At 56.6% G+C, this 20,754-nt stretch carries 23 protein-coding genes; 8 read left to right on the top strand and 15 right to left on the bottom strand.

Features of this window, described 5'->3' with window-relative positions:
- Window positions 1-15 precede the first annotated feature (15 nt).
- From K3169_RS12730 to K3169_RS12710, 5 genes are all read right to left on the bottom strand, one after another.
- On the bottom strand, window positions 16-1,020 hold the full coding sequence (locus K3169_RS12730) for a LacI family DNA-binding transcriptional regulator (protein ID WP_099268695.1): 1,005 nt from the start codon (window positions 1,018-1,020) through the stop codon (window positions 16-18).
- 1 nt (window position 1,021) lies between these two features.
- The gene (locus tag K3169_RS12725; protein WP_027898678.1) at window positions 1,022-2,017 is read right to left on the bottom strand and encodes an ABC transporter permease; all 996 of its coding nucleotides are present in this window, start codon (window positions 2,015-2,017) and stop codon (window positions 1,022-1,024) included.
- Window positions 2,017-3,567 carry a sugar ABC transporter ATP-binding protein gene (locus tag K3169_RS12720; protein WP_263271804.1) on the bottom strand — a complete coding sequence of 517 codons (1,551 nt, stop codon included), beginning with the start codon at window positions 3,565-3,567 and terminating at the stop codon, window positions 2,017-2,019. The genes K3169_RS12725 and K3169_RS12720 overlap by 1 nt, the downstream gene beginning before the upstream one ends.
- Window positions 3,568-3,622: 55 nt before the next feature.
- Window positions 3,623-4,585: a sugar ABC transporter substrate-binding protein gene (locus K3169_RS12715; protein WP_027898676.1), complete on the bottom strand. Its 963-nt coding sequence runs from the start codon at window positions 4,583-4,585 to the stop codon at window positions 3,623-3,625.
- Window positions 4,586-4,742: 157 nt separating this feature from the next.
- On the bottom strand, window positions 4,743-5,129 hold the full coding sequence (locus K3169_RS12710) for a hypothetical protein (RefSeq protein WP_263271803.1): 387 nt from the start codon (window positions 5,127-5,129) through the stop codon (window positions 4,743-4,745).
- 178 nt (window positions 5,130-5,307) lie between these two features.
- On the opposite strand from K3169_RS12710, the gene K3169_RS12705 reads away from it, so the two are divergent.
- The 4 genes from K3169_RS12705 to K3169_RS12690 all read left to right on the top strand — a co-directional run bounded on the left by K3169_RS12705 (window position 5,308) and on the right by K3169_RS12690 (window position 7,210).
- Complete coding sequence (locus K3169_RS12705; protein WP_027898675.1) at window positions 5,308-5,559, top strand: DUF1654 domain-containing protein; 252 nt, start codon at window positions 5,308-5,310, stop codon at window positions 5,557-5,559.
- Window positions 5,560-5,563: 4 nt separating this feature from the next.
- The gene (locus tag K3169_RS12700) at window positions 5,564-6,286 is read left to right on the top strand and encodes an endonuclease (protein ID WP_255879508.1); all 723 of its coding nucleotides are present in this window, start codon (window positions 5,564-5,566) and stop codon (window positions 6,284-6,286) included.
- A gap of 354 nt (window positions 6,287-6,640) precedes the next feature.
- Complete coding sequence (locus tag K3169_RS12695; protein ID WP_099268946.1) at window positions 6,641-6,883, top strand: DUF6555 family protein; 243 nt, start codon at window positions 6,641-6,643, stop codon at window positions 6,881-6,883.
- Between the two features lie 66 nt (window positions 6,884-6,949).
- Window positions 6,950-7,210, top strand: a complete 261-nt coding sequence (locus K3169_RS12690) for a hypothetical protein (RefSeq protein WP_122395546.1) — start codon at window positions 6,950-6,952, stop codon at window positions 7,208-7,210.
- Window positions 7,211-7,252: 42 nt separating this feature from the next.
- On the opposite strand, the gene map is transcribed toward K3169_RS12690, so the two are convergent.
- The 5 genes from map to K3169_RS12665 all read right to left on the bottom strand — a co-directional run bounded on the left by map (window position 7,253) and on the right by K3169_RS12665 (window position 10,435).
- Window positions 7,253-8,044: a type I methionyl aminopeptidase gene (gene map / locus K3169_RS12685; protein ID WP_099268690.1), complete on the bottom strand. Its 792-nt coding sequence runs from the start codon at window positions 8,042-8,044 to the stop codon at window positions 7,253-7,255.
- Window positions 8,041-8,295: a ParD-like family protein gene (locus K3169_RS12680; RefSeq protein ID WP_027898671.1), complete on the bottom strand. Its 255-nt coding sequence runs from the start codon at window positions 8,293-8,295 to the stop codon at window positions 8,041-8,043. Before K3169_RS12680 ends, map begins: the two co-directional genes overlap by 4 nt.
- 290 nt (window positions 8,296-8,585) lie before the next feature.
- Window positions 8,586-8,783 (bottom strand): hypothetical protein, encoded by a 198-nt coding sequence (locus tag K3169_RS12675; protein ID WP_027898670.1) that lies wholly within the window; start codon window positions 8,781-8,783, stop codon window positions 8,586-8,588.
- An 88-nt stretch (window positions 8,784-8,871) separates the two neighbouring features.
- The gene (locus K3169_RS12670; RefSeq protein WP_122395545.1) at window positions 8,872-9,909 is read right to left on the bottom strand and encodes an Ldh family oxidoreductase; all 1,038 of its coding nucleotides are present in this window, start codon (window positions 9,907-9,909) and stop codon (window positions 8,872-8,874) included.
- Between the two features lie 82 nt (window positions 9,910-9,991).
- Entirely contained in the window at window positions 9,992-10,435 is a 444-nt protein-coding gene (locus K3169_RS12665) for a GNAT family N-acetyltransferase (protein WP_122395544.1), read from the bottom strand.
- 195 nt (window positions 10,436-10,630) lie between these two features.
- Between K3169_RS12665 and K3169_RS12660 the strand changes: the two genes are divergently transcribed.
- Complete coding sequence (locus K3169_RS12660) at window positions 10,631-11,665, top strand: FecR family protein (RefSeq protein WP_231674813.1); 1,035 nt, start codon at window positions 10,631-10,633, stop codon at window positions 11,663-11,665.
- Window positions 11,666-11,843: 178 nt separating this feature from the next.
- Here the strand turns inward: K3169_RS12660 and K3169_RS12655 are convergent, their stop codons facing one another.
- On the bottom strand, window positions 11,844-14,186 hold the full coding sequence (locus K3169_RS12655) for an acylase (protein WP_122395542.1): 2,343 nt from the start codon (window positions 14,184-14,186) through the stop codon (window positions 11,844-11,846).
- A gap of 222 nt (window positions 14,187-14,408) precedes the next feature.
- Between K3169_RS12655 and K3169_RS12650 the strand changes: the two genes are divergently transcribed.
- Window positions 14,409-14,795, top strand: coding sequence for a Fe2+/Zn2+ uptake regulation protein (locus K3169_RS12650; protein ID WP_099268685.1), 387 nt, complete (start codon window positions 14,409-14,411; stop codon window positions 14,793-14,795).
- Window positions 14,796-14,833: 38 nt separating this feature from the next.
- Here the strand turns inward: K3169_RS12650 and K3169_RS12645 are convergent, their stop codons facing one another.
- Window positions 14,834-15,022 carry a hypothetical protein gene (locus tag K3169_RS12645; protein ID WP_027898664.1) on the bottom strand — a complete coding sequence of 63 codons (189 nt, stop codon included), beginning with the start codon at window positions 15,020-15,022 and terminating at the stop codon, window positions 14,834-14,836.
- A gap of 244 nt (window positions 15,023-15,266) precedes the next feature.
- On the opposite strand from K3169_RS12645, the gene K3169_RS12640 reads away from it, so the two are divergent.
- Entirely contained in the window at window positions 15,267-17,075 is a 1,809-nt protein-coding gene (locus K3169_RS12640) for a monovalent cation:proton antiporter-2 (CPA2) family protein (protein WP_099268684.1), read from the top strand.
- A gap of 199 nt (window positions 17,076-17,274) precedes the next feature.
- On the opposite strand, the gene K3169_RS12635 is transcribed toward K3169_RS12640, so the two are convergent.
- From K3169_RS12635 to moaB, 3 genes are all read right to left on the bottom strand, one after another.
- A complete protein-coding gene (locus K3169_RS12635; RefSeq protein ID WP_231674816.1) occupies window positions 17,275-18,201 on the bottom strand; it encodes a glycosyltransferase in 927 nt (308 codons plus the stop codon).
- A 100-nt stretch (window positions 18,202-18,301) separates the two neighbouring features.
- Window positions 18,302-19,504 carry a gephyrin-like molybdotransferase Glp gene (glp, locus tag K3169_RS12630; RefSeq protein ID WP_231674817.1) on the bottom strand — a complete coding sequence of 401 codons (1,203 nt, stop codon included), beginning with the start codon at window positions 19,502-19,504 and terminating at the stop codon, window positions 18,302-18,304.
- A 7-nt stretch (window positions 19,505-19,511) separates the two neighbouring features.
- Window positions 19,512-20,051 (bottom strand): molybdenum cofactor biosynthesis protein B, encoded by a 540-nt coding sequence (moaB, locus tag K3169_RS12625; protein ID WP_027898187.1) that lies wholly within the window; start codon window positions 20,049-20,051, stop codon window positions 19,512-19,514.
- A gap of 77 nt (window positions 20,052-20,128) precedes the next feature.
- Here moaB and mobA point away from each other — a divergent pair, with 77 nt between their 5' ends.
- Window positions 20,129-20,722 carry a molybdenum cofactor guanylyltransferase MobA gene (mobA, locus tag K3169_RS12620; protein WP_122395539.1) on the top strand — a complete coding sequence of 198 codons (594 nt, stop codon included), beginning with the start codon at window positions 20,129-20,131 and terminating at the stop codon, window positions 20,720-20,722.
- Window positions 20,723-20,754 lie beyond the last annotated feature (32 nt).

Raw genomic sequence — 20,754 nt, 5'->3', positions numbered from 1 at the left:
TTTTACTCAACGTCATTATGTGGCTGGCGGCGCCGTAGATTCACGCAACACAATGCTTGGGGACACGACACGCTGCTCGGTCACGCCGTCGAAGGGCCCGGTGATGCGCCGCAACAGCATCTGCGCGGCACTCTCGCCCAGTTCTACAATCGACTGACCCACGGTCGTCAGCGCAGGATAGACATAGCGGCTCATTTCGATGTCATCGAACCCCACCACTGACAAGTCTTTTGGCACGCGTAAATTACGCTCGGCCGCAGCGCGCAACACGCCAATCCCGATCATGTCATTACCCGCAAAAATGGCAGTTGGCGGGTTGTCCTCCAGCAGGCTGACAGCCGCCTGATAGCCTCCCGGACTGGTGTAATCGCTTTCGATCACCCAATGCGCCTCAACCTTGATGCCTGCTTCTGCCATGGCTCGCTCGTAACCACGCAGCCTTAGTCGCGCCACACTGGTTTGCGCCGGTCCATGAATGCAGGCGATGTGTCGATGCCCCAACCCCAGCAGATGATGGGTTGCCAGATAACCGCCCAGTTCATGATCTATACGCACCAGGTCGGCATCAATACCCTCCAGCTCCCTGTCGACCACTACCATCGGCGTGCGTACACCGGCGAGGCCACCATCCAGACCAGGATCGCCGCCCACCGAGGACACGATCAGCCCATCGACGCGCTTCTCCAACAGCACGCGCAGATAGCCCCGCTGTTTATCCGCATTGTCATCGCAATTACACAGAATCACGCAGAAACCGTTGCGCTCGCAGTAGTCTTCGATGCCTCGTGCCAACTCGGCAAAATAGGGGTTCACGCCATTGGGGATCAGCAGCCCGATAGTCGACGTGGTTTTGGCTTTAAGAGAACGCGCTACTGCACTGGGCACATAATCCAGTTGCTTGATGGCTGCTTCGACCTTGATCCTGACCTCATCGCTCACGGGCCTGGATTTATTCAGGACATGAGAAACCGTGGTGTAGGAAATACCGGCCAATGCCGCTACATCTTTGATCGTTGCCATATCAGACCTGGCGCTTGGCGCGATGGCTACGATAGGTGTCGAGCACTACCGCGATAACAATCACTGCGCCGGTAATAATCCGCTTGGTCGGCTCCGTGGCACCAATTTGCGCCAGCCCGGCCGCCAGCACGGAGATGATCAGGACACCGAAGAAGGTACTGATGATCGAACCGCGCCCGCCCATCAGACTGGTACCGCCGATCACCACTGCGGCAATAACTTGCAGCTCCAGGCCCGAGCCTGCGTTAGGGTCAGCCGCCTCCAGGCGGGAAATCTGGAACAGCGCAGCCACGCCCGCCAGCAGGCCCATCAACGAGAACACCAGAATCTTGTAAGGCTTGGGATTGATGCCCGCCAGCCGCACGGCCTCTTCATTGGTGCCAATGCCAATCAGGTAGCGCCCGAATACGGTACGGGTAAGCAACGCCTGAGCGACAATAATGACCAGCAAGGCAATCACAAAAGAAGGCGAGATGCCGAAGGCAAAAGGGTCCGATAACCAGGCGTACGAGTCGCCAATGTAGGCCGTGCGCGAGTCGGTCATCTGGTACGCGACACCCCGGGCCATTTCCAGCACGCCCAGCGACACGATGAATGATGGAATCCGCCAGGCAACAGTGATGGATCCGGTAATCGTCCCGGCGAGTGCGGCGCATGCCATGCCAAACAATGCAGCCGGGATAATGCTCCAGCCCCAGCCAAGAATGGCCACACTGACGGCTGAAGCCGCCAGTGCCAGCACCGAACCCACCGACAGGTCAATGCCGCCGATGATCAGCACAAAGGTCATGCCGACTGCCAACACCATCAAGTCCGGGATCTGGTTGGCGATGGTGCTGAAGGTGTTGTACGAAAGGAAATGGTCACTGAGCAGCGAGAACAGCACGATCATCGCCAGCAGAGCACCCGCCAGGCCCAGATAAGTCCCCAGGCCGAAATAGGTGCCGCTGCGTTTGGCCGGTGAAGGCAAAGCCGGTGAAGGGGTGGAGGTTTTCATCAAGCAGTCCTCGGCGCGGCTTCACTGAGCAGCGCGTCGCGTTTTTGATAGCCGGCAAATGCGGCAGCGAGCAGTTCGTCCTGGGTCCAGCTGTCGCGCTCGAAGGTGTCGATCAGGCGTCCGGCAGACAGCACGCCGATGCGATCACAGATCAGCATCAGCTCGCGCAAATCACTGGAGACCACGACCAGCGCCCTGCCCTGACGGGTCAGCTCACCAAACAACCCGTAGATATCGAATTTGGCACCAACATCGATGCCCCGGGTTGGTTCATCGAACAGCATGATCGGACAGTCACGCTCCAGCCATCGACCAATCACCACCTTCTGCTGATTGCCACCGGAAAGCTCGGAAACCAACTGCGCCGGACCGGAACTGCGGATGTGCATGGCATCGATCTGCCGTTGCGCCAGGCTCGTCTCATCTTGAGCCTTGACCAGTCCGCCAGCCGAGACTGCATCCATGTTGCCCAGGGCGATATTGGCGCTGATGGACTGGGTCAGCAAAAGCCCCTCGCCCTTGCGGTCTTCAGTGATCAACGCGATACCCTGGCGAACGGCGTCGGCAGGTGAACGAATCGAAACACTGCGCAGCGGACTACCCAACTCGATGGTGCCGCTATCGGCCAGATCGGCACCGTAGATCAGGCGCATAAGCTCGGTACGACCCGCACCGATCAATCCGGAGATACCGAAGATTTCGCCTTTGCGAACCTGAAACGAGACATCCCGAACCTTGTCACCCCGACTCAGGCCTTTGATGCTCAGTGCGACTTCCCCAATCTGGCGCGCCCCCAGATCGATCTTGTCACCCAGTTCGCGACCGACCATCAACGTCACCAACTGCTCGCTGCTGTAATTGGCGATAGCGTCGACGCACACCAGCTTGCCATCGCGCAGCACAGCGATACGTTGCGCGACACGCTGCAATTCCTCAAGGCGGTGAGAGATGTAAATGATCGACACGCCGCGTGCCTGCAGGCGGGTGATCTGCTCGAACAACATCTCGACTTCCCGAGCCGTCAACATGGCGGTCGGCTCATCAAGAATCAGCACGCGACAGTCACCGATGAGATTGCGGGCGATCTCCACCATCTGCTGATGACCGATGCCCAGTTCACCGACCAATGTATCCGGGTCGATTGCATCCAGCCCTACTTGAGCCATGGCCTGCGTCGCATCTTCACGCAGACGCTTGCGGTTGATCCAGCCGGCACGTCGCGGCAGGTTGTCGAGAAACAGGTTTTCAGCAACGGACAGCGTGGGCAGCAGGTTGAGTTCCTGCATCACCATACGCACCCCCAGCTTTTCTGCCTGGGTTCGACTGGTCGGCTGATAGCTTTCGCCCTGGAACTGCATCTGCCCGGTGGTGGGCGCTTCCAGACCGCCGATTATTTTCGAAAGAGTACTTTTTCCTGCGCCATTTTCCCCCGTGAGGGCCAGCACTTCGCCGCGCATCAACGTCAGGTCGATATCGCCAAGTACGGGTTGCGCGTAGGTTTTGCCTATACCGCTGACAGAAAGCACAGCAGTTTGAGCTGAAACGGACATAAATCTCTCCGTGCACCTGCCCAGGACGGGCAGATGCAGTCATTCGACGAAGGAGTTACAGTTTGGATTGAGTGACCAGCGTGACCGGCGTTTCGATGACCCCATTCACTGTCTCGACTTTTTCGCCCTTGAGAATTTTCAAGGCCGCGTCGATACCGAACATGGCTTGCCTGGCGGCGAACTGATCAGCCGTCGCCAGCACTCGACCGTCTTTGATCATGGGCTGGATAGCCTTGATGTTGTCGTAGCCCACTACTTTGACCTGATCCTTTTTGCCTGCCGCTCGCACGGCAGAAACAGCGCCCAGCGCCATGCTGTCGTTACCGGCCAGCAGCGCTTTCAGGTTCGGGTGGGCATTGAGCATTTGCGAAGCAACGGCGTTGCCTTTGTCGATTTCCCAGTTACCAGACTGAACCGAGACAATCTTCATCTGTTTGGCTTCCATGGCATCCTTGAACCCAGCTGTGCGCTGCTGAGCGTTGGTGGTCGTGGAAACGCCTTCGATAATGCCTACTTCATCACCCGGATTCAGGTCGCGAGCCAGGTACTCACCCACCAGCCTGGCACCTTTACGATTATCGGGTCCCACAAAAGGCACACTGATGCCTTTGCTTTTCAGCACCTCAGGGTCCAGTTGATTGTCGATGTTCACGACCGTGATCCCGGCGTCCATCGCCTTCTTGATGACCGGCACCAACGCCTTGGAGTCTGCAGGGGCGATGACCAGTGCGTTGACCTTGGAAACGATCATCTGCTCGACAATGCGGATCTGGCTGGAGGTGTCTGATTCGTCCTTGATGCCGTTGGAGATCAGATCAAACTTGTCAGCGTTTTCTTTCTGGTAAGCCTTGGCACCGTCTTCCATGGTGCGGAAGAACTCGTTGGCAAGGGATTTCATCACCAGCGCGACTTTGGGCTTTTCCGCGGAGTCAGCGGATAAAGCAGGGAGGGAGGTTGTTGCGGCAACAGCAGCGAGCATAGCGACGGCAAGAACGCGTCCAGCAAATGGCAGCTTCATGGGTACACTCCGATCTTATGATTATTGTGTCGGGCAAAGTATCGCACCCCTGATCGACGATCATGGCGCAAACGTTTGCGAGAAACGAACTATGAGAAACGGCGCGACGATTGTCAACGCCCGGAACGGAGCGCGGCGCTAAATAATCGAGTAACGATTACACCGTAATGTCCATGCCACCACTTCTGTCGAGTTCTTTGAACAACGAAGCGGACATCAACATGATCGATCCGGTGACCGCGGTTATCTGACTTTGAAAGCTGGACACCGCCGAGTTTTTGGCCGCGAGATTCGAATAGGCAGCGTTTTCTGCGGACTGCATCCTCGCCCTCAAGTCACGCAACTGCTCCTGCAATTCGGCCAGACGCTTGAGCAGCCGTTTGGAAGAGACACTCAGATGATCGGAAATGTCGCCGCTGATTTTTTTCTCTTCCGACGTCGTATCGAGCTTCTTCTCGTCTTCAGTAACAGCATCTGTGCTGGGGGTCGTTCCCGCACTGATACTGAACGCAGGCGCTGAAAAACCGACGGTGAAAATAGTCATGACTGTCATCCTGAATTAATGGAGTCCTGACACAACAATCGGCTACGCCGTTTTTTTCTTTAACGCTGAGTGCCAGACGGTGATGCCTACAGGTCCGTTCTGTTTTCCTACAGAGAAGTTGCGAAATAGCCCACAGTGAAATACTGTATGCCCGTACAGCAACCCAGGAACCTTTTCCGTGGCGAAATCCAGCGCAGCAACTCAGTCCCTACCCAGCTCCTACGAACGTTTGGGCGTAAGAGTACAAAAGATCATCAATTCACCTACGGCACAGAAAGCCAAGGCGGCCTTGATATTCCGTCTGCCAGATGAAATCGAAGACGAGTGGAATCAGTTGCTTGAAGAGATCGCTGAAAACGACAACGTAACCCTCGCCTATCGGGATGATGGCGGTATACACATTTTCTGGACAGTGCCGAAGGAAGACTGACGGCATGATGGTGCGAATCCTTACCCTGTTTTGTACAACCCTGCTCCTCACCGCTCCATTCAACGTTCACGCAGAAGCGCCACATACCTTCAGCCAGGCGAAAAAAATTGCCTGGGGCCTCTACTCCGCCCAGTCAACGGAGTTTTACTGCGGCTGTAAATACAGTGGCAACAAGGTTGATATCGCCGGTTGCGGCTATGTCCCACGCAAGAACGCCACGCGCGCCAAGCGCATTGAATGGGAGCACATCGTTCCGGCATGGCAAATCGGTCATTTGCGTCAATGCTGGCAAAACGGCGGACGCAAAAACTGTACGAAGAATGACAAGATTTTCCAGCAAGCCGAAGCCGACCTGCACAACCTTGTGCCCAGCATTGGCGAGGTCAACGGCGATCGAAACAATTTTAGCTTTGGCTGGCTTCCGGCCCAAACGGGCCAGTACGGATCGTGCCTGACTCAGGTTGATTTCAAGGCCAAAAAGGTCATGCCACGGCCTTCCATTCGCGGCATGATTGCGCGCACGTATTTCTATATGAGCAAGCAGTACAACTTGCGTCTGTCGCGTCAGGACCAGCAGCTTTATCAGGCCTGGAACAAGACGTATCCCGTGGAAAGCTGGGAGCGCCAGCGTAATCAGAAGATTGCCTGTGTGATGGGACGAGCCAACGAGTTCGTAGGCCCGGTAGATCTGAAAAGCTGCGAAAAAACCGTCTCAAGAGCCCGTTAGCGGCCTACCTGAATCGGGCAACCTGAAGGACAGGTTGCCCGGTTAGCAATGCTCTCCTCTGCCTGAGGCGCAGTCCCTCTCGACTCCATAAAGCACATCGCCACTCATCGGAGTTTTGTACAACTATGTTCAATTCGGTGTAAATCTCCGTATCTCTTTTCGGGACAAAACATCAGAAAAGCGATAGCTGGAGCAGCAGTACGATTCAAGGCCGCTTGAAGTCTTTTGCAAGCCTGTATCGATCTCTAAATGATTGGGTAGCACGTCGGACACAATCCCGGCTCAAGCTCTCAGGTACCCAGGAAGTACACATTTTCAGAGACGCATCCCTAGACAACACAGGCAGGGGCAATGATGAAAGATCAGACGGATTTTGAAATTCATTACCAGTTTCGCGGTGAACCTCGACACTTTTGCCATCAGGCATTACAGCTATGCGAAAGCGACGCGCTGCACATTGCCACACTGCACGCGGGGGTTTGGCAGGTAGGCGACAATGTTGCGACAGGGCCTATTCGAGTCGCGCTCAAGCAGGCAGAGGGACGGGGCGTAACCCAGGTGCATTGGAAAAAGACACCCAGGAACGAGAAACTCTAAACGAACCCATTTTGAGACGGTCCCAATTACCAAGCAGCGCTCATCAACCAGCAACGCGAGGTAAGCATGACAATCGATAAAGACCTTGAAAAAGAAGTCCTCACCCGACTCCTGAAAGCCCACCCGGCAGGTTTGGGTAAAGAAGTACTCGACAACTATAGGGGGGAGAACGCAGTCGCGGACACCCTGGAGTACTTGCAACAAGGCGGCCTGATTCACCACGGCAGCGTCGATTCACCAGGCGAGCCGGGGCGTTCGCTCAATTACCCGATCAAGCTTAGTTCGGCAGGTGTAGTTGCTGCCAAAGCCTTTGAAGTCCAGGGCTAGAACGTAAAAAGCCCGACCTGTTTCAGGTCGGGCTTTTTCATGTCAGATCTCCGGGTATTCGCCAGTACCCTCTGGCCATGGCGTGAGCAGCTCGAAGCCGGTCTCCGTGACCGCGACCATGTGCTCCCACTGGGCAGACAAAGACAAGTCTCTGGTTAGCACTGTCCAGCCATCAGGCAATGTCTTGGTGCCCGGCTTGCCCGCATTGATCATCGGCTCAATGGTAAAGACCATGCCGGGCTTGAGGCGCATGCCCTTTCCTTGTGCACCGTAGTGCAACACCTGAGGATCTTCGTGGTAGTTACGACCGATCCCGTGGCCACAATATTCACGAACAACGCTGAACCCTTCACGGTGCGCCACCGTCTGGATTGCATGGCCGATATCGCCCAGCGTAGCTCCGGGACGTACCGCGTGAATACCGGCACGAGTGGCTTCGTAGGTGGTGTGCACCAGACGCTTTGCCAACGGACTGACTTCACCGACGAAGTACATGCGGCTGGTATCGCCGTACCAACCATCGTTGATGACGGCAACGTCGATGTTGATGATATCGCCATCCTTGAGGATGTCGGACGCGGACGGTATGCCGTGACACACCACCGCATTGGGTGAGATGCAGGTGGTCTTGGTAAAGCCGTGATAACCGACATTGGCCGGGATTACTTTCAGCTCTTTGACGATGTATTCATTGCAGATATCGTCCAGTGCCTCGGTGCTGACGCCCGCCTTTACATGCGGGGTGATCATGGCCAGAACGTCGGCAGCCAACCTGCCGGCAATTCGCAGCTGAACCAGATCCGCTTCACTTTTGATGCTGACCGGGCCGCTCATCGAGAAGCCACCTTCGGCTGCGATTCAACAGGCGAGATATCGTAGGTCTGCGCACTCAGTACGACGCCATCGGCGTTTTCAGTACGGATCAGCATCTGGCAGATATCACTGTAATTCAGTCCGGGGTGCAACTCGCTCAACATACCAACCCGCATCCAGTGCTCCGCCTGCGCATTGATCGATCGACTGAGTGCCGCACTCGCTGCACGGATATTGGCGTGCATATGTTCAGAAATTTTGACCAGCCCCATGATTCACCTCGTATGGAATATACGAAGCATATACGTTTCATATATAGCTGATCAAGACAGGCTTGCGTCGATTCTGTCTGGCTACCTGATTATCAGTTGCTGAGAGTGGTATAAATCCCTGCGGCCGTAATCTGGAGAATCAAGGGTGGTGAACTTTCTGCTGGGCTGGTTCGTGGTCTCGATGTTCGGCACATTGGTGGCGCTTCGCTTGATACGCAATGGCAAACGCCGACATGCACGCTCAGCCGCAGTGACTGAAAGCGTGACCAGGGCGCGCGCTGAAAGCGAAGTCAGTCTGCAGCAAGGCGAACCTGGTAATCACCCGCGTTCTGAGCGTTAACAATGGCCATCGACACCAGCGGTTCATAGGCATTGAACTGACGAAGCGCGGCCGCCAGTGCCAGGAAGTCTTCACGCTGCATTTCATTCATGCCGGCAATGATGGATGCGTGATCAGTGGTAGTGCTTGCAACGTTTTCAAGGGACATGGCAACCGCCTCTTTTCAATTTACTGTTTAAACATACAGTATTTGTATAAGGCGGATAACGCAAGCCAGCGAGCGACGAACGGCTTTGTCAGCGATCGGTTGCTGCTGCGAGCGCTTGCAGGTTAGCCCACTCGGTTCGAGAAATTTCGATACCCTCCACGAGTGATTTTTCTCGTTCCTCATAACGCCGGTCACCCGGTATGCGCTCCTGCCCGACGCCATGCATCTGCCTGACCAACTCCTCGCTGCGCTCTGCGAAGTGCTGACCGCTGCCTTTGTCAGGATCAATGACGATCAGCAATTGCCCGGTCCAGGGCGTCTGGGCGCCCGGATGCCTGGACCAGTCGAATTCAAACGAGAAATTACCCCCGGTGAGACCCGCCGCCAGTAGTTCGACCATCATCGACAGCGCAGACCCTTTGTAGCCACCAAACGGCAGCAGCGCCCCGCCATCGAGAATTGCTTTGGGTTCCAGTGTCGGCTGCCCGGCGCTATCAACGCCCATGCCAGCTGGCAAAGTGCGTCCGGCACGGGCGGCGATTTGCACGTCGCCATTGGCAATCGCACTGGTGGCAAGATCAAACACAATAGGCTGTCCGCCGGCGCGCGGTGCAGCGAACGCAATGGGGTTGGTACCGAATAGCGGCTTCTGCGCACCGTGTGGCACTACGCAAGTCATGCTGTTGACCACGCTTAACGCGACAAGACCCTGTTCGGCGAATGGCTCGACATCTGGCCACAACGCCGCAAAATGATGGGAACTGCGAATGGCAAGAATCGCGATACCCGCACTTTTAACTTTCTCTATCAGCAAAGGCGTCGCCGCCGCCAACGCAGGCTGTGCGAAGCCATTAGCCGCGTCGACCCGAATAAATGCAGCGCCGACATCCTCCACCACCGGCACGGCTTGCCCATTGACCCAACCACTGGCCAACGACGACAAATAACCGGGAATACGGAAAATCCCGTGACTGTGGGAGCCATCTCGCTGTGCACTCGCACAGTTTTGCGAAAGGACTTCGGCTACCTCTTCCGACGTTCCGTGGCGTACGAATATCTGTCGCAGCACCTGAGCCAGCTCATTGAAACTGAGATTATGGGTTTCGATATCGCGAGGTACAGACATTTGAAACTCCGGCGTCAGGTTAAACACGTTATCCAGCGATGAAGTATTGCGTCACGCGCCTGCGCACATTACTGCGCAAACATCACGCGGGTAAATCGACGTTATCGAGGCGCTTCTGGAAGAAGTAACGGGTGTGCCCGGGTGGATAATCGTTGATCTGACCGCACTCGCTATAACCAAGACCGCGATAGAAGTCCGGTGCCTGGAAATCGAATGTATCGAGCCATATGCCCACGCAATTTTTCTCCCGCGCCAGATCTTCCGCCATCGTCATTAAACGCGAACCAAGCCCCTGACCACGGGCCTGCTCCGGCACCGCCAGCAACTCGATGAACATCCATCGATAAAAGATGCTGCCATTCAATCCGCCTAGCACTTCATTGCTTTGTTCATCCCGAACCAGTAATGCAAACTTCTCCGCTCCGGACTCTCCCGCCTGAGCAACGTTATAGGCACGCAATGGCGTAAGGATTGCTGACACTTGTTCGTCGGTGGGGTTTGAGGTTAGTTCGATACTCACGTTCATCCATGGCTCCACGGGGTTAACTGGAAGATCGGCAGTCTAATACCGCTGTGCATTCAATAGGGTGTTAAAACAATGCGTTAACGCGAATTGACCTCTATTACCCAAAAAATGGCCTGCTGTGTTGATATTCAATGGCCATAGCTGTTCTCCCCCGCTCCTGCGCAGATGTAGAATGCTCCTACAGCCGGAGTGCCAATGACCGACCCAATTCTCAGCGAAGCCGAATACGACGCCGTCACCGATGCCGCAGCACATTGGTGCATGCGCATGCACGCCAGCGATTGCACCGCTGAAGAGCGCAGAGCATTCGAACAGTGGCTTGATGCTCATCCGCTGCATACCGTCGAGTATCAGGCGATGCTGGAAATCTGGGAAATTTCCGAGCAGGTTGTACCGGTCAATCCTCTGCCCACCCATCACGAAAACGTCGCGAAGTTGCTCACTGGCGCAGTACCAAAAGCTCCCGGTAAAAACTGGCGCAGTTATGCCGCAGCGGCTGCGGTCATCGCCCTGGCATTGCCGGTTGCAGGCTATATCGGATGGAACCAGGGCTGGCTGCCCAATGCCTATGACACCTATGAAGCCGACGGCAGTACCCGCTTGATTACCATGGCTGACGGCAGTCGGGTGGAGTTGAATCTGGGAACCCGCCTGACCTTCGCCAACTACAAGGATCGGCGCAGCGTAGTGCTGGACAAGGGCGAAGCGTTCTTCGAGGTCAGCCACGATGCTCAACATCCGTTTGTGGTGAAGGCAGGCCAAGGCAGCGTCAAGGTCACCGGTACAAAATTCAACGTCTGGATGTATCAGGATCAGGTTCGGGTGATGTTGCTCGAAGGGTCGGTCCAGGTGGTCAGTGACACGTCTCAACCCGGTAGCGGTTATCGCCTTGAGCCCGGCATGCAGGCCAGTTACAAAAGCGGCGATTTCGAGCCACAGATCAGCGAGACCTACGCCAACGACAACAGTCTGGCATGGCGCAATGGCAAGCTGGTGATCAACAATCTGCCGCTGGCGCAAGCGCTACCGCTGATCAATCGCTACCTGCCGCAACCCATACTGCTGGCCGACAACGCCACCGGCGCAATCCGCATCGGCGGTAGTTACAACACGCAGGAAATGGCGAGTCTGGTGGCTTCACTGCCCAAGGTCCTGCCCGTGACGGTGACCCGTAACAACGAAGGCAATCAGGTCATCAATAGACGGCCGAGTGCTACGCCGAAGGGTTAGTTAGACGATCCCCAGACAGGAGCAGGCCGATGTGGGGGCCGAGCTTGGTCTGGGCGACATTCCGACAATAAGGCTGGGCGCGACCTAAAGGAAATCGAGTCCAGCCTTATCGCGGGCAAGCACCGCTCCCACAGGGATCTCTTTCCAATTCAGATTGATCGAATATTCCTCCTGGAGATTACTTCTGCCCCTCCTTGATCACCTGCAACCGATAAGCCGGATCCGCCTGGATCTGCTGCTCGGTGAACGGCAATACAGCCCATTGCTTTTTGGAGAACGCCTCAGTCTGGTCCCGGCGGTGCGGCGACTCCGGACTGGTTGATTCAGAGGGGGCCAGCAATCCTTGAGCATGGGGGCCGCGCTCATCGAAACTCACTACCTGCAAATAGCTGCTGCCACTGACCACTTCCCGCTTGCCATCACCACGCGGAACACTCTGTATCGCATTGTATATGCCCAAGATGCCCGGGCCGCCATGGATCGGCGTCTGCTGAGTGCCCGCGGTTGAAACCTGAATATCTCCCCAACGGCTGCCTGCCTTCAGACCCGCCTTGCTCATTTGTTCCGCCGATTCCAGCATCGCCGCATGCAGCGCTTCGGTTACACCCGCCTGTTGAATATTCAGCCCGCGTGGCGTGTGGATCGGATTGGCCGGATCAAATGCAATACGCCAGGCATTCGGCACACTTTGCAGCGCTTTGGTGATGTTCTGAAAATGCACGAAGCCTATGCCAGCCTCCAGGTTGGCGCTGCGGTCCCACTGACTCATGCTCGTGCAAACACTTTTGATCGTCGCAACATCCGCCCCGGAATACCCTGCGCAGTATTGCAGCAGATCGTCCAGCAGCCCGCCCGCCTCGGCCAGATAAACCCGGTTATCCATGACCATTGCCTGCAAGTCGGCAAGGGTAACTTTGCCAGCCTGTTGCAGGCTGGTCAGTCGATCCACTGCGAAGCGCGTGCGGGGGCCCAGGGGCTGGGCATCACGGCTGATCAGTGGCGAGAACCCCGTTAACGGCTGCGCCGGGTTGGTCATCCACGCCGAGTCATTGGAGTTCTGCAAATAATCGCTACGGCTTAAGGTTGGCAACGCCGAACCCGGAAAAATACCCGCCTGTGCCGCTGTCGGGTCGTTATCCCAAGCGCAGGCACTGCGCGAGCCATCGAGCACAATCATCTCAAGCCCGGCAGCAGGATCGCTGCATTGGGCGAGCTTCTGCTGGCTGACATTCGGCACAACTGAATAGTTGGTGTAGAGCGTCTGCCCCTGATCATCGACCGCGAGGGTGTTGACCCAGGGGGTGCCCTGGATTTTCTGCAACGCCCCTTTCAGCTCAGCGAGACTTTGAGCGCGGTTCATCGCGTACCACTGTTGAATGACCCGGTCATTGCCGAGGTTCGCATCACGCAGGCTGTAGGCATATTTGTGATTCCAGTCCAGCTTGCCCGGCCATTGCACCACCGGACCGAACTCGGACTGATAGATCTCACGGGATTGCTGTTGGGGCTTGCCGTCCTTGTCAGTCAGAGTAACGGTGACGGTGGCTTTTTTCAGCGGTCGGGACTGACCGTCAACGATATAACGAGTGGCATCCTTGGGATCGAGCTTGAGGCGGTACAACGTAAAGTGTTTCGAGGTATCCACCGTATGGGTCCAGGCCAGATGCTGGCTGAAACCGATATTGATCAGCGGAAAACCGGGCAGAGCAGCGCCCATCACGTCGAGTTTGCCGGGGATGGTCAAATGCATCTGATAAAAACGCATGCCGCCAACCCACGGAAAATGCGGGTTGGCCAACAGCATGCCGCGCCCGTTCTCCGACCGGTCACGCCCGATTGCCACCGCATTGCTGCCTCGCTCGAGTGCAAAGTTCTTGTCGTGGTCAGCGGCGCTGGCGAATGACATTGAATCTATTGACCGGCTGGCGGTATTGGCACCGGCGGCGGCAGGCGGTGTCGCGGCGGCCAGCGCCTCGGCAAAGCGCCCCACACCGCCTTCTACCAGCAAACGACGCGTGAGCTTGACCTGATCCTCGACAGTGATCGGGCGCAGCCATTGCGCATTAAGGCATTCAACCTGAGTACCGGCCGCTTGTGTTTCCGCGAGGAGCCGGTTGTAACCCGCCACGTATCCTTCAACCAATTGGCGGACCTGGGGCGTCTGGGCCTTCCAGAATGCTGCAACGGCCGTGGGCGTATTCAACCAGTTGAAGAACACATCGCTGGCCATGTTGTTGCGCTTCTCGAAGGTCTGATTCTCAGGACCGAAGTAACGTGAGCGCTCGCCATTAACCGTGACCACTTCGTTTGCCAGCAGGCAAAGATTGTCCTGCGCGTAGGCATAGCCGATGCCATAACCAAGGCCACGCTCGTTCTGTGCGCGAATATGCGGCACGCCAAAGGTGGTCCTGCGGACTTCCACGCTGGCCTGTTGCCCGGGCAACTGCGCATGAGCGCTGACACTCAGGCCAAACAATAATCCGGAAATACACAACGTCGGCACGCGCTTGAAAATGATCACTCTGACTCCTGATGGCTGGCTTACAGAAAGTCACAGCCGGGAGGGGCTGTGGCTCACTTAAAGACGAAGAACGACGGGGAAATTTAGTGCGCAATGCTCAGCCGGAGAGCAGTTGAAGCGATGCCCGGTAAAGTTTTTTTCAAAAACGATTGAGGATTTGCAGCGCTCATACGTCTTACTAAGTGAGGCAAGCATTTTTAGAGCCTGAAAAGGAATTTGCGCATGTTGAATCGTCAAGCCACCACAACCCGAACGATGCTGCGCCAGTCAGCCATTGCCGCGCAGGCACAGGCGCCTGCCGCTGATACAGAACGCCAAGGCAACGAACCTATCCGCAAGTTGCTTAAAAGCTTCGGGCTGCGGACCAGCCTGGTCCGGTTGAAAGTTCTGGATGCACTGCTGCAGGCAACCAGCGAGGGTCAGCCTCTGGGCGTGCGTGGTGTGCACAGTCAAATGCTCAAGCTGGATATTCCGCTGTCCTTCCTGAGCGTGCGGGAAGTACTTAAACGCCTCTGCGATGAAGGCGTCATTTTTCTCAATCCGGACAAAAGCTATAGCTTGCACCCTCAGGCCATGGAACTACTCAACGAACCGGGCAAGTCGGCTTAATGAAATGACCGCCCGGCTATGATCCGGAACGCAAGCCCTCAGCGCTTGACCTTGCGACGTATCACGCCGTTGATGACCACGACCAGAACGGCAACGGCGATAGCGATGTACTGGAAAGTCTTCTCGCTGATGACACCACTGGCTTGCAGGTGTGAAAGACCCAGCATGATCGCCAGTACCGCGAGGGCGATCAGCAGCGAATAGATCAAACGTTGTTTATTGGTCATTGCAAGGTTCCTGAAATCTTCGTGGACAGCATTCATTACGCTCAAATGCGCACCTATCTTACGCTGATGTGCCAGGCCTGACAGCGGCATCCTCAAACCAGCCTCCTCGTAATGCCTTCCCTGCAATTGCTCTCCAGCCCATGCCAGAGCACATCCGGACAACGCTGGTTACAATTCGCGTGGTTTAATAGCGCCCTTTTAAGGCCGTCCACTCGGTCTATTCGTGTTTAGCAAGGAGTCAACCATGCCCCATGAAGGCAGCCTGTTGCAGGCCGCAGTCGTGTTCCTGTTCGCCGCGGTTTTGACCGTTCCACTGGCCAAGCGGCTACAACTGGGTGCGGTGATCGGTTACCTGTTCGCCGGTGTGATCATCGGTCCGTCGGTGCTGGGGTTGATCGGCAATCCCGAAAGCGTCAGCCATATCTCCGAATTGGGTGTTGTGTTGTTGCTGTTTATCATCGGCCTCGAACTGTCACCCAAGCGTTTATGGGTGATGCGTAAAGCCGTGTTCGGCGTCGGAATGGCGCAGGTCCTGTTGACGGGGCTGGTCATCGGCATGATTGCCCTGCTCGCCTTCGGCCAGCCACTGAATACTGCCGTTGTTCTGGGATTAGGACTGGCGCTGTCGTCCACGGCCTTTGGTCTGCAGAGTCTCGCCGAGCGCAAGGAACTGAACAGCCCTCACGGCCGACTGGCATTTGCCATTCTGTTGTTTCAGGACATCGCCGCTATCCCGTTGATTGCCATGGTGCCGCTGCTCGCCGGTACAGACGACAAGCTCAGTGCCAGCGATGGCCTGACTCATGGCCTGGAGGTACTGGGCGTCATTGCGATTGTGGTGGTAGGTGGTCGCTACTTGCTGCGTCCGGTGTTCCGCATTGTGGCCAAGACAAAAATCCAGGAAGTGTCCACGGCGACCGCTTTACTGGTGGTTATCGGCACGGCATGGCTGATGGATCTGGTGGGCGTGTCCATGGCACTGGGAGCCTTCCTTGCCGGTCTGCTGTTGGCTGACTCGGAGTACCGTCACGAACTGGAGTCGCAGATAGAACCGTTCAAGGGCCTGTTGCTCGGTTTGTTTTTCATGAGCGTGGGCATGGGCGCCAATCTCGGATTGTTGCTCAGCGAACCTTTGGTCGTACTGGGCCTGACACTGCTACTGATTTTCATCAAATTGCCGCTGCTGTTTATTGTCGGTCGACTGGCGGGCGGGTTGGGCAAGCAAAGCGCGCTACGACTGGGCATCGTGCTCGCTGCGGGTGGTGAGTTCGCTTTTGTGGTGTTCAAGATTGGCAGCGATCAAGGCCTGTTTGACGCTCAGTTATACGACACGCTGGTACTTACCATCACACTGTCCATGGCATTGACTCCACTGTTATTACTGGGCATAGCCCGCTGGCTCAAACCCAAGCCGGTCGTGGTGGAAGTCCCGGACGAGTACCGGGATATCAACACCGACGCGCCGCGGGTGGTGATCGCAGGCATGGGCCGTATGGGCCAGATCGTTGCGCGGATTCTGCGCGCGCAGAACATCCCTTTTGTTGCCCTTGATACTGCCGTGGAGTCCATCGAGTTTTCACGCAGCTTCGGTAATGTGCCAGTGTTCTACGGCGATCCGTTGCGCCCTGAAATCCTTCGCGCAGCCAAGGTTGAGCAGGCAGAGTTTTTCATCATTGCGACGGATGATCCTGATATCAACATCAAGACTGCTGAGCTGGTTAACAAGCTGTATCCGAACATCAAGATTATCGCCCGCGCTCGCAACCGGCAGCATGTGCATCGTCTGATCGATGTTGGGGCACAGGCCGTCAGGGAAACGTTCTATTCCAGCCTGGAAATGAGTCGGCGGACACTGATCGGCCTGGGCCTGACCCAGACGCAGGCGGACGCGCGTATCAGCCGCTTCAAACGCCACGATGAACAGGTTCTGGCAGCACAGCATCTTGTGTATGACGACGCGGCCAAGGTTCTGCAAACCGCCCGGGAAGCCAGGAAAGAGCTGTCTCAGCTGTTCGAGGCGGACAGGCAGGAAGAGGAAGCCGGGAAGGATTGAGAGGGCCGAACAGGCTGCATGACCTGATTTGAATGGTAAATAGTCATCGCGGGCAAGCGCGCTCCTACCGTCTGAATGCGATCAAACGGTAGGAGCGCGCTTGCCCGCGATGACTATGTAATGCACGAATAAAGCTTTATTGATTCACGGCGAACATTCGATTCAAACCCGTCGAACTGAGGCTGGATGCATTTCCCTTCTATCCATACGGCCCATCCCAATAACGACCATGCATACCGAGCTTTTTCTTCAGACGTTTAGGCAGGTGTTTTTCCTGCTTGCTGAGCTTGTAAGCCACCAGCTTTGCTGCGTTGCGAATGAACGACAGCGGCCAGAGTTGGAAGCGCCGAGGCCCGAGGAATCTGAGCTCTGATTTGACGTAACGCATCCCCTCCCCGCCAACGCCGCCGAAGGTGTCGTAGATCCAGGCTTCGCGGGACTGAAACACACCGATATCGAAGTAACGCTGAAACTCTTCCCAAATGGTGTAGTTGTGAGAATGACGACACACCGCCGAGCCTTCATACGCCACTTTCCAGTCCCGCATCAGCATCTTCGCCGTGACGTACATGTCTTCGGACAAGATCACATGCCGGGGGAAGCCACCGATATCCAGCAAGGCTTCACGGCGGTAGGCCGCAAACGAATTGGACATGAAGGGTGTCTTGATACCCAATACCGGCGCATCGTCCAGCGTCTTGATTTGTGACACCGGCGGGTAATTGAACAAACGGGCGTGCTGGGCCAACAGGCTGGCGTCTTTATGGGGTAACTGGCGCCCGCACACGGCACCGACTTTCGGATCGGCGAAAGGCAGCAGTATGTTGGCGATGGCCTGCACATCCTCGACGTACGCGTCCTGCGTCATATAGACGTAGACGTCGTAATCAGGGTTGAACTCAACCATCATCTGCCGCGTGCCGCCGTGGTTGAAGTCCTTGCTGTCAATGCGCGTTACATTTGCGCAGCGCGAACGAGCCAACTCAAGCGTTCCATCGCTGGAGCTTGAGTCAACGATCAGGGTGTCGAAGACAGCGGTCTGGGTGGCCAGAGAATCCAGTAACCGCTCCAGGTCCTTTCGCCCGTTATAAGTCGGGATGACACAAGCCACTCTCAAAGACGGCATAACAAAACTCCAGGGCGAAAACCGAAATGCCCAACTTGTCAGCGTTTTTGAGGGTAGCTCATGCCTCGCGGATAGACCATACGGACCGGTAAAAACCCATTCAGCCGAGCACTTCACTCAAGGGGATGAAGTTGACCTGATCGCCCTCAGCAACGGTGCTGCCTTCGCGAACCTCGATCAAACCATCAGCCCAGGCCGCGCTGCGCAACACGCCAGAACTCTGGTTCTTGTAAAACACTGCCCGTCCCTGCTCCAGCCTGCCGCGCAAATACTCTCGGCGGTTGCCGGGTTTGGTCCAGGCGAAGCCTGCGGGTACCGGAAACTGCAGCGGCGTGACGTCGGCCACTCCCTGACGACGCAGCAGATAAGGACGGGCCAGCAAGGCGAAGGTCACCAGCGTCGATGCAGGATTACCTGGCAAACCGATCACCGGCACACCGCGAAAATGCCCGAACGTCAGCGGCTTGCCAGGCTTGATTGCCAGCTTCCAAAGCGACAATTCGCCCTCCTCGCGCAGTGCGTGCCCAAGGAAGTCCGCTTCACCCACGGAAACGCCGCCGGTAGACAGGATCAAGTCCACGTCGTTAAGCGCACCCAATGCCGTACGGGTCTTCTCCAGATCATCGGGCAGAATTCCGGCGTCGATCACATCGCACTCCAGCCTTTTAAGCCAACTGCACAACAACACGCGGTTGCTGTTGTAGATCTGCCCCGGCCCCAGTGGCTGACCGGGTTCGATCAGCTCATCGCCGGTCGAGAGCACGGCAACCCGTACACGCCTGATCACTTGCAGCTCCGCCAGCCCCAACGAAGCGGCCAGCCCCAGCTCGATAGGCCCAAGACGCGTGCCGGCAGCAAGGACTTTGTCACCCGTTCGGGTTTCCTGACCTTGGGGGCGGATGTTCTGGCCGATCTGCAGAGGCTCGGTGAACCCCACACGCTGATCGGAGAAGACTTCGGCGTTTTCCTGCATTTCGATACAGTCGGCACCCGCCGGAACCGGTGCGCCAGTGAAAATCCGCGCGCACGTACCAGGCGCCAAAGGCTCCGGTGCCTGACCGGCAAAAATCCGCTGACTGACGACCAGCGGTTCGCCTTTCCAGTCAGACAGGCGCAAGGCATAACCGTCCATGGCGCTGTTGGGCCACGGTGGCAGGTCCAGCGTTGCAATCATGTCCTGCGCCAGCACCCTGCCTTGACCCTGCGCCAACGGCACTGTTTCTGACTCAGTGACGGGCGCTGCTTCAGCCATTTCCAGCAAACGCGCCAGGGCCTGTTCGACCGGCATCAACGGCTTGTTCATCGGTGCATTACCCACGTGTTGCGCAAGGCTCGGCTTGCTTCAAATGCGGCACGAAGTTGCAGGGGCGAAAACGGTTGTCCAGCTGCTGAGCGAGGATGCCGTCCCAACCGGTGCGCACTGCGTTGGTCGAACCGGGCAGGCAGCAGACCAGCGTACCGTTGGCCAGACCGGCAAGAGCCCGGGACTGAATAGTCGAAGTGCCGATATCCGGCACGGATATCTGTCGGAACAACTCACCGAAACCATCAACCTGTTTATCCAGCAAGCAAGCAACCGCTTCCGGCGTACTGTCACGGCCGGTGAAACCCGTGCCGCCGGTAATCAGCACCACTTGCACTTCATCATCGGCAATCCAGCCAGCGACCTTCGCGCGGATCTTGTACAAGTCATCCTTGAGCAGCACGCGCTCGATCAGGCTGTGACCGGCTTCAGTGAGACGATCGACAAACATCTGGCCAGACGTATCAGTTTCGCGAGTACGGGTGTCACTCACCGTCAAAACAGCAATATTCAGCGGTACGAAAGGGGTGTCAGCCTTGGCTTTCATGGCTCTATCCAGTTGAAGAGAAAACAGGCCGGTGTTATATCACAGCACCCCATTCCACTGCTTCGGTCGAGTCGTTCATGCCAGATGCCATCACCCTTCCCGCCTGCTCCATCCTGCTGCTGGCCGGGGGTCAGGGGCAGCGCATGGGTGGCCGGGACAAAGGTCTGATTCTCTGGAACGGTGAGCCGCTGATCCAGCACCTGCATCGCCTGACCCGCCCGCTGACGGATGACTTACTCATTTCGTGCAATCGCAACCTGGAGCAATACGCAGCTTATGCTGATCGACTGGTGCAGGACGGCAACGATGAGTTTCACGGACCGTTCGCCGGTATTCGCGCTGCTCTGCCCCTGGCGCGCCATACGCATCTTCTGATCCTGCCCTGCGACGTGCCCTTGATTGACCATTCACTGCTACAGGAACTGCGGGAAACAGCCCTCAGGCATCCTCGACAGCCGGTGATGGTGCGTAGCGGCGAGCATTGGCAACCCTTGCTCTGCGTGATCCCGACGTGCCATTTACAGGCTTTCGAAGCCGCATGGCAAAGCGGAGAACGCAGCCCGCGCAAGGTGATGGAGAGACTGGATGCTGTCGCTGTACAGTGTGAAACCGATGACCCCCGTCTCGCCAACCTCAATACCCCGGACCTGCTGAACCAGACCACAGGCTAGGGCCGGCCTTGGCTGCAATTAATATTGTTTGA

Source organism: Pseudomonas phytophila (genome assembly GCF_025643095.1).
GTDB lineage: Bacteria > Pseudomonadota > Gammaproteobacteria > Pseudomonadales > Pseudomonadaceae > Aquipseudomonas > Aquipseudomonas quasicaspiana.
This window is presented reverse-complemented; position numbering and strand designations above follow the sequence as displayed.